The organism is Mumia sp. zg.B53 (assembly GCF_019550935.1).
In the GTDB taxonomy this organism is placed as follows: domain Bacteria; phylum Actinomycetota; class Actinomycetes; order Propionibacteriales; family Nocardioidaceae; genus Mumia.
In genome coordinates, this window is sequence record NZ_JAHWCK010000006.1 from 111,780 (window position 1) to 126,907 (window position 15,128).

At 70.1% G+C, this 15,128-nt stretch carries 12 protein-coding genes; 10 read left to right on the plus strand and 2 right to left on the minus strand.

The window, feature by feature from the left end:
- Positions 1 to 13: 13 nt before the first annotated feature.
- Together KV102_RS19685 and KV102_RS17685 are read left to right on the plus strand one after the other, a co-directional pair.
- Positions 14 to 715, plus strand: coding sequence for an RDD family protein (locus KV102_RS19685; RefSeq protein WP_220347063.1), 702 nt, complete (start codon positions 14 to 16; stop codon positions 713 to 715).
- Between the two features lie 2 nt (positions 716 to 717).
- Positions 718 to 1,143, plus strand: a complete 426-nt coding sequence (locus KV102_RS17685) for a DUF2752 domain-containing protein (RefSeq protein WP_220344416.1) — start codon at positions 718 to 720, stop codon at positions 1,141 to 1,143.
- Between the two features lie 62 nt (positions 1,144 to 1,205).
- Here KV102_RS17685 and KV102_RS17690 read toward each other — a convergent pair whose 3' ends face one another.
- Positions 1,206 to 1,634 carry a DUF4190 domain-containing protein gene (locus KV102_RS17690; protein WP_220344417.1) on the minus strand — a complete coding sequence of 143 codons (429 nt, stop codon included), beginning with the start codon at positions 1,632 to 1,634 and terminating at the stop codon, positions 1,206 to 1,208.
- A gap of 220 nt (positions 1,635 to 1,854) precedes the next feature.
- On the opposite strand from KV102_RS17690, the gene trpC reads away from it, so the two are divergent.
- The 8 genes from trpC (at position 1,855) to pyk (ending at position 14,332) form a co-directional block, all read left to right on the plus strand.
- Positions 1,855 to 2,661 carry an indole-3-glycerol phosphate synthase TrpC gene (gene trpC / locus KV102_RS17695; protein ID WP_220344418.1) on the plus strand — a complete coding sequence of 269 codons (807 nt, stop codon included), beginning with the start codon at positions 1,855 to 1,857 and terminating at the stop codon, positions 2,659 to 2,661.
- A 66-nt stretch (positions 2,662 to 2,727) separates the two neighbouring features.
- Complete coding sequence (gene trpB / locus KV102_RS17700) at positions 2,728 to 3,975, plus strand: tryptophan synthase subunit beta (RefSeq protein ID WP_220347064.1); 1,248 nt, start codon at positions 2,728 to 2,730, stop codon at positions 3,973 to 3,975.
- Positions 3,972 to 4,811: a tryptophan synthase subunit alpha gene (gene trpA, locus KV102_RS17705; RefSeq protein WP_220344420.1), complete on the plus strand. Its 840-nt coding sequence runs from the start codon at positions 3,972 to 3,974 to the stop codon at positions 4,809 to 4,811. The genes trpB and trpA overlap by 4 nt, the downstream gene beginning before the upstream one ends.
- On the plus strand, positions 4,808 to 5,767 hold the full coding sequence (gene lgt / locus KV102_RS17710; RefSeq protein WP_220347065.1) for a prolipoprotein diacylglyceryl transferase: 960 nt from the start codon (positions 4,808 to 4,810) through the stop codon (positions 5,765 to 5,767). The genes trpA and lgt overlap by 4 nt, the downstream gene beginning before the upstream one ends.
- A gap of 9 nt (positions 5,768 to 5,776) precedes the next feature.
- Entirely contained in the window at positions 5,777 to 6,532 is a 756-nt protein-coding gene (locus KV102_RS17715) for a VIT1/CCC1 transporter family protein (protein WP_220344422.1), read from the plus strand.
- Positions 6,533 to 6,706: 174 nt separating this feature from the next.
- A complete protein-coding gene (gltB, locus tag KV102_RS17720; RefSeq protein ID WP_220347066.1) occupies positions 6,707 to 11,230 on the plus strand; it encodes a glutamate synthase large subunit in 4,524 nt (1,507 codons plus the stop codon).
- Positions 11,223 to 12,689: a glutamate synthase subunit beta gene (locus KV102_RS17725; protein WP_220344424.1), complete on the plus strand. Its 1,467-nt coding sequence runs from the start codon at positions 11,223 to 11,225 to the stop codon at positions 12,687 to 12,689. The genes gltB and KV102_RS17725 overlap by 8 nt, the downstream gene beginning before the upstream one ends.
- Before the next feature lie 185 nt (positions 12,690 to 12,874).
- A complete protein-coding gene (gene pyk, locus KV102_RS17730) occupies positions 12,875 to 14,332 on the plus strand; it encodes a pyruvate kinase (RefSeq protein ID WP_220344425.1) in 1,458 nt (485 codons plus the stop codon).
- A gap of 86 nt (positions 14,333 to 14,418) precedes the next feature.
- Here the strand turns inward: pyk and KV102_RS17735 are convergent, their stop codons facing one another.
- Positions 14,419 to 15,126 carry an ABC transporter ATP-binding protein gene (locus KV102_RS17735; protein ID WP_255561237.1) on the minus strand — a complete coding sequence of 236 codons (708 nt, stop codon included), beginning with the start codon at positions 15,124 to 15,126 and terminating at the stop codon, positions 14,419 to 14,421.
- Positions 15,127 to 15,128 lie beyond the last annotated feature (2 nt).

The window sequence follows — 15,128 nt, forward strand, 5'->3', positions numbered from 1 at the left end:
CGAGGGAGATCCCGTGTCCGACCAACCGCCGTACCCGCCGCAGCAGCCCGCGCCGTACGGCCAGCAGCCACCGCCGTTCGGCCAGCAGCCCCCGCCCGGCTATGGCCAGCAGCCGCCCCCGGGCTACGGCCAGCCGCCGCAGGGCTACGGTCCGCCGCCGCAGGGCTACCGTCAGCAGCCGCCGCAGTACGGCCAGTACGGGGGGAGCGGCTATGGGCAGGTCCAGGACTACCAGCCTCCGGCGCCGTACGCGGGCTGGTGGTCACGGGTCGGTGCGCTCCTCATCGACGGGATCATCGCGTGGCTCATCATGATCATCCCGGTGGTCATCGGCGCCGTCATGATGGGTGCGGCGACGGAGACCGAGACCGACTCCTTCGGCACGACGACCAGCGAGGTCAGCAACAGCGGCCTCATGACCGCCGGCGTGATCATCCTGATCCTCGGTTTCCTCGTCGGTCTCGCGTTCCAGATCTGGAACCAGGGCACCCGCCAGGGCAAGGGCGGCCAGAGCATCGGCAAGCAGATTCTCGGCATCAAGGTCGTCGACCTGAAGACCGGTCAGCCACAGGGCGCCGGCACAGGCGTGCTGCGCTGGCTGCTCTACAGCGTGCTGTCCAGCCTGTGCTTCCTCGACCTCCTCTGGCCCCTGTGGGACAAGAAGAAGCAGACCTGGCACGACATGATCGTGTCGTCGGTGGTCGTGAAGGCGTGACCATGCCGGTGGAGGTCCCGCCCCGCGTCTCCAGGTGGCGTGCCCTGCGCACGCCGGCCCTGGTCGGGGCGGGCGGGATCGCCGCCGCGGCACTGCTGCACTTCCGTGACCCGAACACATCCGGGAGCTACGGCTTCTGCCCGTTCCAGGCCGTGACGGGCTGGGCCTGCCCCGGTTGCGGTGGGCTGCGTGCCGTCCACGCCCTCACCGACCTGGATGTGGGTGCCGCTCTCTCGAGCAACGTCCTGGCAGTCCTGCTCGTCGCGACCCTCGCCGTCGCGTTCGCCCTGTGGATCCCTCGTCGGCTCCGCGACGCCCGAGCGCCGATGATCGCGATCACGTCGCGTGTCGGCGTGGTGCTGATCGTGGTCGGCTTCGTCTTCACCGTGGTCCGCAACACCCCGTGGGGCTCGTCGCTGGCTCCCTAGTGCCCGGAGCGACGAAGCGCCCCTCACCGCAGGTGCGGTGAGGGGCGCTTCGCGTCGACCGGCTAGTTGCCGGCCGAGAAGACGAATCGCACGAGCACGGTGAGGACCCAGAGGACGACGGCGATGATGCCGATGATGAGGCCTGCCTGGGCAAGGCCGCCTCCGGTGAGACGGCCGTTCGAGGCGTCGATCTCCGCCTTGGCGCTACGGCCGAGGATGATGCCGACGATGCCGAGCGGGCCGCAGCAGAGGCCCAGGATGCCCGTGACCAGCGCCCAGATCGCCTTGGGCGAGTTCTTGGGCGGCTCGCCGTACGGCCCATCGCCCTGAGGCGTGTAGCCGTAGCCGCCGGGGGGCTGGTCGCCGTAGCCGCCGGGGGGCTGGTTGCCATACCCGCCGGGGGGCTGATCGCCGTAGCCGCCCTGAGACGGGTCGTATCGGGGCGGGTCGTTGTCGGGTGGTGTCGGCCCACCGGGCGGGGGATAGCTCATGGTGCTCCTTCATCAGGCGCTGGGAGTCCCGCATTCTGCCGTACGCCTCGGCGGGTGCGCACCGTGGCTCCCGGTGCGCCTGGTGTCCGGAGGGCGAGCCGTCGCGCGTCGCGGCGAGGGGGCGGTGTCCTGGTGGAAGCCGGGCTGGATACGCTGTGAGGCAGGTCGGTCACGTCGGGGAGCGTGCGCCGGCGTCCACGGGTGGGAAGGCAGGGCCGCGATGTCTGTTCTTGACGACATCCTTGCGGGAGTTCTCGAGGACCTCGAGGAGCGGATGGCTACCATCCCCCTCGCCGACCTGAAGGAGCGCGCCGGACGCCAGGACCCCGCCCTCGATCCGATGCCGGCCTTCCGCGCCGACGGTGTCTCCGTGATCGCCGAGGTCAAGCGTGCCAGCCCGTCCAAGGGATCGTTGGCCGACATCAAGGACCCGGCGGCGCTCGCGGTGGACTACGCCGCGGGAGGTGCCGCAGCGATCTCGGTCCTGACCGAGCAGCGTCGCTTCTCGGGGAGCCTCGACGATCTCCGCGCGGTGCGGGCCCAGGTCGACTGCCCGGTGCTCCGCAAGGACTTCATCACCACCTCATACCAGCTGTGGGAGGCGCGGGCAGCCGGGGCCGACATGGCGCTCCTGATCGTCGCCGCCCTCGACCAGTCGGCGCTCGAGTCGCTGATCGAGCGGGCCAGGTCCATCGGCCTCACCCCGCTGGTGGAGGTCCACGACGAGGACGAGGTCGAGCGGGCGATCGACGCGGGCGCGACCCTGGTGGGTGTCAACGCACGCAATCTCAAGACGCTCGAGGTCGACCGCACGACGTTCTCACGCCTCGCGCCACGGATCCCCGACTCGGTCGTCAAGATCGCCGAGTCCGGTGTCCGTGACACCAAGGATGTCATCGAGTACGCCCGCGCGGGAGCCCAGGTCGTCCTGGTCGGCGAGACCCTGGTCACCGGCGGCAACCCGCGCTCGACGGTGGCCGACCTGGTGGCGGCCGGATCCCACCCGGCGCTGCAGCACCGATGGTGACCGGACTCGCTCCGGCCTCCATCTCCCGTCGCACCTCGTGTTGACGCCACCTGCAAGGATCGATCTATGAGTAGTTCCGCGGCCTCGGCCGGCACCAGCCCTTCGACGCTCCCCGACGCGCACGGCCACTTCGGCCAGTTCGGGGGACGGTTCATGCCCGAGGCGCTCATCGCGCCCCTCGACGAGCTCGAGCGAGCATGGCGTGAGGCCAAGGCCGACCCGACCTTCACCGGCGAGCTCGACCGGATGCTCCGCGAGTACGCCAACGTGCCGAGCCCGCTCTACGAGGCGACCCGGCTGTCGGAGCGGGCCGGTGCGCGCATCCTGCTCAAGCGTGAGGACCTCAACCACACGGGGGCCCACAAGATCCGCAACGTCCTCGGCCAGGCCCTGCTCACCCGCCGGATGGGAAAGCGTCGCGTGATCGCCGAGACCGGTGCGGGCCAGCACGGCGTCGCGACGGCCACCGCCTGCGCGTATCTCGACCTCGAGTGCGTCGTCTACATGGGCGAGGTCGACACCGAGCGCCAGGCGCTCAACGTCGCCCGCATGCAGATGCTCGGTGCCACCGTCGTGCCGGTGACCACCGGCAGCCGCACGCTGAAGGATGCCATCAACGAGGCGCTGCGCGACTGGGTCGGCACCGTCGACGACACGCACTACCTCCTGGGCACCGCTGCCGGCGCCCACCCGTTCCCGGAGATCGTCCGCGACCTCGTGCGGGGGATCGGCGACGAGGCCCGCGCTCAGACGTTCGAGCTGACCGGCTCGCTCCCCGACGCCGCCGCCGCGTGCGTCGGCGGCGGGTCCAACGCGATCGGGCTCTTCGCCGCCTTCGTCGGCGACGCCGACGTCCGGCTGTACGGGTTCGAGGCTGGTGGCGACGGGTTCGAGACCGGGCGCCACGCCGCGACGATCACGGCCGGTGACGTCGGCGTCCTGCACGGCACACGTTCCTACCTGTTGCAGGACGAGGACGGGCAGACGATGGAGTCGCACTCGATCTCGGCAGGCCTGGACTACCCGGGGGTCGGTCCCGAGCACGCCTACCTCGCCGAGACGGGCCGGGCGACGTACGAGCCGGTGACCGACGACGAGGCGATGGCCGCCTTCGACCTGCTCTGCAAGACCGAGGGGATCATCCCCGCGATCGAGTCCGCGCACGCGATCGCGGGCGCGCTGCGGATCGCACCGCAGCTCGCCGAGACGCTCGGGCGCACGCCGACGATTCTGGTGAACCTGTCCGGTCGCGGTGACAAGGACGTCCACACCGCCGGTGAGCACTTCGGCCTGCTCGCCGAGGATGACGCATGAGCCGGTTGGACGAGGTCCTCGCGAAGACCCGCGCGGAGGGTCGCCCCGCACTCGTCGGCTACCTGCCGGCGGGCTTCCCGGACAAGCAGACGGCCATCGAGGCGATGGTCGCGATGGTCGACGCCGGTGTCGACATCGTCGAGATCGGGCTGCCCTACTCCGACCCGGTGATGGACGGGCCGACCATCCAGAAGGCGGCCGACGCGGCGTTGCGCGCCGGCACCCGGATCGCCGACGTGTTCGACACCGTGGAGGCTGTCGCCGCCACGGGGGCGCCCACCCTGGTCATGACCTACTGGAACCCGGTCGAGCGCATCGGCGTCGACACGTTCGCCTCCCGGCTCGCGGCTGCGGGAGGTGCGGGCCTGATCACGCCGGACCTCATCCCCGACGAGGCCGGTGAGTGGGTCGCCGCAGCCTCTGCGCACGGCCTCGACCGGGTGTTCCTCGTCGCGCCCTCCTCGACCGACGAGCGCATCGCGATGACCGGTGCCGCGTCGAGCGGGTTCCTCTATGCGACCTCGGTCATGGGAGTGACGGGCGCGCGCACCGCGACGAGCACGGCGGCGCCGGCGCTGGTCGAACGCGTCCGACGCCTCACTGACATCCCGATCGGCGTCGGTCTGGGGGTCAGCAACGGTGACCAGGCCGCGGACGTGGGTCGCTTCGCCGACGCGGTGATCGTCGGCTCCGCCCTGGTGGCGTGCCTGCTCCAGGCTGGTTCCGACCGCCCCGCGGGTGTGGCCGCCGTCCGCAGCCTCGCCCAGGACCTCCGCGCCGGCGTCGAGCGGGCTCGTGCCGACGTTCACAGCCCAGAAGAGGGAGCTCCCGCGTGATCCTCGCGTCCATCCCGAGTCCGGCCGAGTCGGTCTGGCACATCGGGCCGTTCCCGTTGCGGGCGTACGCGCTGTGCATCATCGCCGGCGTCGTCGCTGCGATCGTGGTCGGAGACCGCCGATTCCAGGCTCGCGGCGGCAAGCCCGGAGCCGTCGCCGACGTCGCGGTCTGGGCGATCCCCTTCGGCCTCGTCGGCGCTCGGCTCTACCACGTGGCGACCAACCCTGAGCTCTACTTCGGCGAGGGTCGAGAGCCGATCCGGGCGCTCTACGTCTGGGAGGGTGGCCTCGGGGTCTGGGGTGCGATCGCGCTCGGCGCGCTCGGCGCCTACATCGGTTGCCGTCGCCAAGGCATCCGCTTCGCTCCCTTCGCCGACGCGCTCGCTCCTGCGGTCCTGCTCGCCCAGGCCATCGGTCGCCTCGGCAACTGGTTCAACCAGGAGCTGTTCGGCAGCCCGACCGACCTCCCGTGGGGCCTGGAGATCGATGCTGCCCACCGTCCCGCGGACGTGGCGCAGTACGAGACGTTCCACCCCACCTTCCTCTACGAGTCCCTGTGGAACCTCCTCGGCTTCTTCGTGCTCATCTGGGCCGACCGACGGTTCCGGCTCGGCGGCGGCCGCGTCGTCGCGCTGTACGTCGCGATCTACACCGCGGGCCGGTTCTGGATCGAAGGTCTTCGGATCGACACCGCCCACGAGTTCCTCGGGCTCCGGCTCAACCAGTGGACGTCGATCGTGCTGTTCGTGGCCGCGGTCGCGTTGTTCGTCTGGTTGACCCGGACCGGTCGTGGCGACCGCGAGACGACCGTCCAGATCGACGGGCGCGACCACGACGGCGCGTCCGACGGTGACGACAGCGGTGCTGCCGAGGACCCCGCGGAGGACCGGACGACGGCGTCCGGCGACCATGAGACGAGCCGTGCCCGGGATGACGGCGACGAGCCGCGGTCGTAGGTTCAGGGCATGAGTGACCGCCGCACGCCCGACGACGCGCCGGACCAGCCGTCGTACCCGCTGCCCGATCCGGCGACCATCGGGAGCGAGCACCCCGACGTCACAGGCGGCTGGCTCCGACCAGCGGTCTTCGGCGCCTCGGACGGACTGGTCTCCAACTTTGCGCTGATCATGGGCATGGCAGGCGGGACCACCGACCCGAAGCCCGTGATCCTCGCGGGCTTCGCCGGACTGGCCGCGGGCGCCTTCTCCATGGCGGTGGGGGAGTACACCTCCGTCGCCAGCCAGGCAGAGTTCGCACGCGCGGAGGTCGAGCGGGAGAGCCGAGAGATCGCCCGCCATGACCGTGCCGAGCAGGCGGAGCTCGCGTCCATGTTCGTCGCCAAGGGCGTCGACGAGGACGTGGCGCGCGAGGTGGCGCAGCAGATCCACTCCGATCCCGAGAACGCCGTGCGGGTGCATGCGCGAGAGGAGTTCGGGGTCGACCTCACCGACCTCCCGTCGCCGATGCTTGCCGCGGGTTCCTCGTTCCTGTCCTTCGCCGTCGGGGCCATCATCCCGCTCGTACCCCTGCTCTTCGGGATCGTCTCGGTCGTTCCGACGGTCACGGTGTCCCTGCTCGCGCTGTTCGGCGTCGGCGCCGTCGTCACCGCGATCACCGACCGGCCCTGGTGGTTCGGCGGGCTGCGCCAGCTGATCCTCGGTGGAGCTGCCGCCGGCCTCACGTTCCTCGTCGGCAGTCTCGTCGGGGGAGTGGCCGTCTGAGTCCGATTCGTACCAGCGGGTCGCCAGCGGCAACAATCGTGTAACCTGAGCAGGCCATAGAGGGCCACTGTCGTCCCTTCGGTGTGGTTGTTCCCCGCTGACGGACTGGCCCTCGCGTTCGACGTGAGTCCCCCGTCCGCAGCACCATCGCGAAGACGACGGGAGAAGAGCGGCATGCGCGGGATTCCCCCAGCTCAAGGCCTGTACTCCGGCGAGGACGAGCACGACGCCTGTGGCGTCGCCTTCGTCGCGACCCTGACCGGCCAGGCCAGCCATGAGATCGTGGCACAGGGCCTCACGGCCCTGCGCAACCTCGACCACCGCGGCGCCGTGGGCGCCGAGGTCGACTCCGGCGACGGCGCCGGCATCCTCATCCAGGTTCCGCACGCGTTCCTGCGTGACGCGGTCGACTTCGCGCTCCCCGACCCGGGGGCGTACGCCGTCGGAACGGCGTTCCTGCCCGTCGACGCGGCGCTCTCGGAGGCGGCACGCGAGGGTGTCGAGCGGCTCGCCGCGGAGGAGAGCCTCACGGTGCTCGGATGGCGTGAGGTCCCGGTGAATCCCGGCATCCTGGGGGCGACCGCGCGAGGCGCGATGCCCTCGTTCGCCCAGCTGTTCGTCGCCGACGCCGACGGGGAGCGTACGGGGATCGATCTCGACCGCCGCGCCTTCGCACTGCGCAAGCGCGCCGAGCACGAGCTCGACGTCTACTTCGCGTCGCTGTCGGCCCGCACCCTGACCTACAAGGGCATGCTGACCACCGACCAGCTCGACCACTTCTTCCCCGACCTCACTGACGCTCGGATGGCCTCGGCGCTCGCCGTGGTCCACAGCCGCTTCTCGACCAACACGTTCCCGAGCTGGCCGCTGGCCCACCCGTTCCGCTTCATCGCGCACAACGGCGAGATCAACACCGCCCGCGGCAACCGCAACTGGATGCGGGCCCGCGAGGCTCTGCTCGAGTCGTCCTTGATCCCGGGCGACCTGAGCCGACTCTTCCCGATCGTCGACCCGGAGGACTCCGACTCGGCGTCGTTCGACGAGGCGCTCGAGCTGCTGCACCTCGGCGGTCGCAGCCTCCCTCACGCGATGATGATGATGATCCCGGAGGCCTGGGAGAACAATCCGGTGATGGACCCGCGGCTGCGGGCGTTCTACGAGTTCCACTCGACGATGATGGAGCCGTGGGACGGGCCGGCCTGTGTCGTCTTCACCGACGGCACGCAGATCGGCGCGGTCCTCGACCGCAACGGGCTGCGACCGGGACGCTACTGGCAGACCGAGGACGGACTCGTGGTCCTCGCATCGGAGGCCGGCGTCCTCGACCTCGACCCGGCGACGATCGTCAGCAAGGGCCGGTTGGAGCCGGGTCAGATGTTCCTCCTCGATCTCGAGGAGAAGCGTGTGGTGACCAACGACGAGATCAAGCACGAGCTCGCCGGTGCTCACCCGTACGACGAGTGGCTCTACTCCGGCCTCGTCCGCTTCTCGGACCTCCCCGACATCGAGCACGTCGTCCACACCCATGCCTCGGTGACGCGACGCCAGCAGGTCTTCGGATACACCGAGGAGGAGCTGCGCATCCTCCTCGCGCCGATGGCACGCACGGGTGCCGAGCCGATCGGGTCGATGGGCACCGACACGCCGATCGCGGTGCTGTCGGACCGGTCGCGGCTGCTCTTCGACTACTTCAACCAGCTGTTCGCCCAGGTCACCAACCCGCCGCTCGACGCCATCCGTGAGGAGCTCGTCACGTCGCTGCTGAGCACGGTCGGTGCCGAGGGCAACCTGCTCGAGGCGACGCCGGCGTCGTGCCGGCAGCTCCAGATGTCGTTCCCGGTGATCACCAACGATGAGCTGGCCAAGATCCGCCACGTCAACCGGCACGGCAACATGCCCGGGCTCTCGACGTACGTGGTCCGTGGCCTGTACGACGTCGCCGGTGGTGCCGACGCGATGCGCGCACGGCTCGACGAGCTGTGCACCGAGGTCTCGGCGGCCATCGCCGACGGCGCGCGCATCATCGTGCTGTCGGACCGGCACGCCAACCACGAGCTCGCGCCGATCCCGTCGCTGCTGATGACCGGCGCCGTGCACCACCACCTGGTGCGCGAGAAGACTCGCACCCGGGTCGGGCTCCTCGTCGAGGCCGGCGACGTGCGCGAGGTCCACCACGTCGCCCTGCTGCTCGGCTACGGCGCGTCGGCGGTCAATCCCTACCTCGCGCTCGAGACTGCGGAGGATCTCGCCCGCAACGCCGTCTACATCGACGGTGTCACGCCCGAGAAGGCGGTCGCCAACCTGCGTTACGCCCTCGGCAAGGGGGTGCTCAAGGTGATGTCCAAGATGGGCGTCTCGACCGTCGCCTCGTACACGGGCGCGCAGATCTTCGAGGCGGTCGGACTGTCCGCCGCGCTCGTCGACCGCTACTTCAGCGGGACGACGTCGCGACTCGGCGGCATCGACCTCGACGTCGTCGCCGAGGAGGTGCGCACCCGGCACGCGAAGGCGTACCCGACGGCGGGCATCTCGGCCTCGCGTCGCCAGCTCGACGTCGGCGGCGAGTACCAGTGGCGTCGTGGAGGTGCGGAGCATCTCTTCGACCCCGAGACCGTCTTCCGGCTCCAGCACTCCACGCGGGCAGGTCGCTACGACGTCTTCAAGCAGTACACCGAGCGCGTCGACGACCAGTCGGAGCGTCTGATGACCTTGCGCGGTCTGCTCAAGCTCAGGGAGGGCGCCCGCCCGCCGGTGCCGGTCGACGAGGTCGAGCCGGTCTCAGCGATCGTCACGCGGTTCTCCACCGGCGCGATGTCGTACGGCTCCATCAGCCAGGAGGCGCACGAGACCCTCGCGATCGCGATGAACCGTCTGGGCGGCAAGTCCAACACCGGTGAGGGCGGCGAGGATCCCGACCGCCTGTACGACCCGGAGCGGCGCAGCGCCATCAAGCAGGTCGCCTCGGGACGGTTCGGCGTCACCGCCGAGTACCTCACCAACGCCGACGACATCCAGATCAAGATGGCCCAGGGCGCCAAGCCGGGCGAGGGCGGTCAGCTGCCGGGGCCCAAGGTCTATCCCTGGGTCGCGAGGACGCGCCACTCCACGCCCGGTGTCGGCCTCATCTCGCCGCCCCCGCACCACGACATCTACTCGATCGAGGACCTCAAGCAGCTCATCCACGACCTCAAGAACGCGAACCCGTCGGCGCGGGTCCACGTCAAGCTGGTCGCGGAGGTCGGCGTCGGTACCGTCGCCGCCGGTGTGTCCAAGGCCCACGCCGACGTCGTCCTCATCTCGGGCAACGACGGCGGCACCGGTGCTTCCCCGCTGACGTCGTTGAAGCACGCCGGTGGTCCGTGGGAGCTGGGCCTCGCGGAGACCCAGCAGACGCTGCTGCTCAACGGTCTGCGCGACCGCATCGTCGTGCAGGCCGACGGCCAGCTCAAGACCGGACGCGACGTCGTCGTCGCCGCGCTGCTCGGTGCGGAGGAGTTCGGCTTCGCGACCGCGCCGCTGGTGGTGTCCGGGTGCATCATGATGCGGGTCTGCCACCTCGACACCTGCCCCGTGGGCGTGGCCACCCAGAACCGCGAGCTCCGGAAGATGTACTCGGGCAAGCCGGAGTTCGTCGTGAACTTCTTCGAGTACATCGCGCAGGAGGTGCGGGAGTACCTCGCGGCGCTCGGCTTCCGCTCCATCGAGGAGGCCGTGGGACACGCCGAGATGCTCGACACCCGCGAGGCGATCGCTCACTGGAAGGCCAGCGGGCTCGACCTGACGCCGATCCTGCACGTGCCCGAGCTGCCCGAGGGCACGCCTCGGCACCACACCGTCGGTCAGGACCACGGCCTGGAGCGAGCGCTCGACAACGAGCTGATCGCCCTCTCGGCCGACGCCCTGGAGCGGGGCGAGCCGGTGCGGGCCCAGCTGGAGATCCGCAACGTCAACCGCACCGTCGGCACGATGCTCGGCCACGAGGTGACCAAGCGCTACCGCGGGGCGGGCCTGCCTGACGACACGATCGACATCACGTTCACCGGCTCCGCCGGTCAGTCGTTCGGCGCCTTCGTCCCTCGCGGCATCACGCTGCGGCTCGAGGGTGACGGCAACGACTACGTGGGCAAGGGCCTGTCCGGCGGGCGCCTCGTGATCCGTCCTCCCCGTGAGGCGCGGTTCGCCGCCGAGGAGCAGATCATCGCCGGCAACGTCATCGGGTACGGCGCCACCAGCGGCGAGATCTTCGTCCGCGGACGCGCCGGCGAGCGGTTCTGCGTCCGCAACTCGGGAGCGACCGCGGTCGTCGAGGGCGTCGGCGACCACGCCTGCGAGTACATGACCGGTGGCCGCGTGGTGATCCTCGGCAGCACCGGCCGCAACGTCGCGGCGGGCATGAGCGGGGGAGTCGCGTACGTCCTCGACCTCGACCCGGACCTCGTCAACCGTGAGCTGGTCGAGGTCCACGAGGTCGGTGCGCCCGACGAGCTCAAGGCGCTCGTGACGCGCCATGCCGAGGAGACCGGCTCGGAGGTGGCAGCGGCGCTGCTGGCCGACTGGGAGACCGCGCTGGCACGCTTCTCCGAGGTGATGCCGATGGACTACCGCAGGGTGCTGCAGGCGCGAGCCGCAGCCGAGGAGGCCGGTCTCGGCGAGGACGAGACCACCGCAGCGATGATGGAGGCAGCGATCCGTGGCTGATCCGAAGGGTTTCATGAAGACGCCGCGCGAGGTCGCGCCGCGCCGTCCGGTCGGAGACCGGATCCACGACTGGAAAGAGGTCTATCCGGGCAGCCCGGGGCGTGCCCTCCTGCCGATCATCACGCAGCAGGCGGGACGCTGCATGGACTGCGGCATCCCGTTCTGCCACTCCGGCTGTCCGCTGGGCAACCTGATCCCGGAGTGGAACGACCTGGTCTGGCGCGACGACTGGAACGAGGCGCTCTCGCGGCTGCACGCGACGAACAACTTCCCGGAGTTCACCGGACGCCTGTGCCCGGCACCGTGCGAGACCGCCTGCGTCGTCGGGATCAACCGCGACGCCGTGACGATCAAGAACGTCGAGGTCTCGATCATCGACCGCGCCTGGGACGACGGTCGTGTCGTGCCCGAGCCGCCGGAGTGGCTGACGGGTCGGACGGTCGCGGTGGTCGGCTCCGGACCGGCCGGCCTGGCCGTCGCCCAGCAGCTGACGCGGGCCGGCCACACGGTCGCCGTGTACGAGCGTGACGACCGCCCTGGTGGTCTGCTCCGCTACGGGATCCCCGAGTTCAAGATGGAGAAGGCTGTCCTCGACCGCCGCATCGAGCAGATGACGGCTGAGGGCACCATCTTCCGCAACGGGGTGGCGGTCGGTGCCGACATCACCGGCGACGAGCTTCGCGACCGCTACGACGCCGTGGTGCTCGCCACCGGTGCGACGGTGCGCCGGGACCTTCCCACGGTGGGACGTGAGCTCGGAGGGATCCACCAGGCGATGGACTATCTCCCGCAGGCCAACCGGGTGGCGCTCGGCGAGTCGGTCGAGGGACAGGTGACGGCCGAGGGCAAGGACGTCGTCATCATCGGTGGCGGCGACACCGGCGCGGACTGCCTCGGGACCGCGATCCGGCAGCAGGCTCGCTCGATCACCCAGCTCGAGATCATGCCCCGTCCGGCCGAGGAGCGACCCGGCCACCAGCCGTGGCCGACGTACCCGATGACCTACCGGGTGGCCTCGGCCCACGAGGAGGGTGGCGAGCGTGTCTACGCCGTCTCCACGCAGGAGTTCCTCGGCGACGACGAGGGCAATGTCCGCGCGCTGAGGATGGTCGAGGTCGAGCTGGTCGACGGCCGGTTCCAGGAGGTCGAGGGGAGCGTCCGTGAGATCCCCGCGCAGCTGGTGCTGCTGGCGATGGGCTTCACCGGCCCGGAGACCGACGGAGTCGTCTCGCAGCTCGGTGTCGGGCTCGACGAGCGTGGCAACGTGTCGCGGGACGCGTCCTACATGACGTCGGTCGACGGGGTCTTCGTCGCCGGCGACGCCGGCCGCGGGCAGTCGCTGATCGTCTGGGCCCTGGCCGAAGGCCGGTCCTGCGCCGCGGGCGTGGATGCCTATCTGAACGGCGCCACCACGCTGCCGTCGCCGATCCGGCCGACCGAGCGGCCCCTCGTCGTCTGAGCGGACCTCTCGTCCCCGATGTGGGCAGTTCATCACGGAATCCCGTACACGGTTTCGTGTCCAACCGCCCACATCGGGGACGCGGCCCTGCCGTGGGGCCGCCGTTCGACAGAATTCTGGTTTTCGAACAACAAATATCGCGGGTCGGGTCGCGTGGTCCTGGGGGTGCGCTCTAGGGTTGAGTGGTGCGTAGAGCAAAGATCGTCTGCACCATCGGTCCCGCCGTCTGGTCGGAGGAGAAGATCCTCGAGCTGGCAGAAGCAGGCATGAACGTCGCCCGCCTCAACCTGAGCCACGCCGACCACGCGACCCACGATCGTTCGTTCGCCTGGATCCGCAACGCCGCAGAGGTACACGGGGAGCCCATCGCGATCCTGGCCGACCTCCAGGGCCCCAAGATCCGCCTCGGTCGGTTTGGCTCCGGCCCGGTGCCGCTCGCGGTCGGTGACTCGTTCACGATCACCGTCGAGGACGTCGTCGGTGACCAGCACCGGTGCTCGACGACGTACGCCGGGCTGACCGGCGACGTCAATCCGGGCGACGCGATCCTCATCGACGACGGCAAGGTGCGTCTGCGCGCGACCGAGGTGACGGACAAGGACGTCGTCACCGAGTGCGAGGTGCCCGGCCTGCTCAGCGACAACAAGGGCATCAACCTGCCTGGCGTGAGCGTGAGCGTGCCCGCTCTCTCCGAGAAGGACCGTGACGACCTCCGGTGGGCGTTGCGCGCCGGCGTCGACTTCATCGCGCTGTCGTTCGTCCGCCACGGCGCGGACGCCGACGACGTCCGCGCGATCATGGACGAGGTGGGCGTCCGCCGACCGGTCATCGCCAAGATCGAGAAGCCCCAGGCCGTCGAGAACCTCGACGAGATCATGAATGCCTTCGACGGCATCATGGTCGCGCGAGGCGACCTCGGTGTCGAGCTGCCGCTGGAGGACGTCCCGATCGTCCAGAAGCTGATCGTCGAGAAGGCTCGGCGCAACGCCAAGCCGGTGATCGTCGCCACGCAGATGCTCGAGTCGATGATCTCGGCTCCGCGGCCGACACGAGCCGAGGCCTCCGACGTCGCCAACGCCGTCCTCGACGGTGCCGACGCCGTGATGCTGTCGGGCGAGACGAGCGTGGGGGAGTTCCCCATGGAGACCGTCCGCACGATGGCGCGGATCGTCGAGAGCACCGAGGAGCACGGGCTCCCGCGGATGGCGGCGTACCACTGGGACCCCCGGACCCGCAGCGGCGTCATCGGCCGTGCGGCGGCGGGCGTGGCACAGAGCATCGGTGCCAGATATCTCTGCGCGTTCACGACGTCGGGTGACAGCGCCCGGCGCATGACACGCTACCGGTCGACGGTGCCGGTCCTCGCCTTCACCCCGGACCCGGTCGTCCGTAACCAGCTCGCGCTGTCGTGGGGAGTCCAGACCTTCCTGGTGCCCGAGGTCGAGCACACCGACATGATGGTGCTCCAGGTCGACCGTGCGCTGCTCGCCATCGGTCAGTGCTCGGAGGGCGAGGAGGTCGTCATCGTGGCCGGCAGCCCGCCGGGGATCGCCGGCTCCACGAACGCCCTGCGGATCCACCGGATGGGCGACGCGATCAAGGGCATCTCCCCGGCGTACACGACACGGCTCGTCCGCGACTAGCGTCGCCGCGCGCGCGGACTCCTGCCACGACGAAGCCGGCCCACCCCGAGAGGGAGTGGGCCGGCTTCGTCGTACGGCGACGGCGCTCAGGCGACGCCGAGGTAGGCCTCCTTGACGGCCGGGTCGGCCAGCAGCTCGGGGCCGGTGCCCGAGCGCGTGATCCGTCCCGTCTCCAGCACGTACGCCCGGTCGGCACGGCTGAGCGCCTGGTTGGCGTTCTGCTCCACGAGCAGCACCGTGATGCCCTGCTCGTTCACCTGCGAGATGATCGAGAAGATCTGCCGGATGAACTGCGGCGCCAGTCCCATGGAGGGCTCGTCGAGCAGCAGCACCTTGGGTCGGCCCATCAGGGCGCGCCCGATGGCGAGCATCTGCTGCTCGCCGCCGGACAACGTGCCTCCCGCCTGGGTCTCCCGCTCCTTGAGCCGAGGGAACAGGTCGAAGACCCGGTCGAAGCTCTCGCTGACCGTGTCACGCTCCTTGAGCGCGTACGTCCCCATCTCGAGGTTCTCGCGCACCGTCATCGCGGGGAAGATGCCTCGACCCTCCGGCGTGAGGGAGATGCCACGCACGACGCGCTTGTGGCCCGCGAGCTTGGAGATGTCCTCGCCCTCGAACATCACGGTGCCGGAGGACAGGCTCAGCAGCCCGGCGAGCGCGCGCATCGTCGTGGTCTTGCCGGCACCGTTCGCGCCGATGAGGGTGACGATCTCACCCTCGTCGACGGTCAGCGAGATGCCGTGCAGCGCCTGGATGCGTCCATAGTGGACAGAGACGTCGTTGATCTCGAGCAACG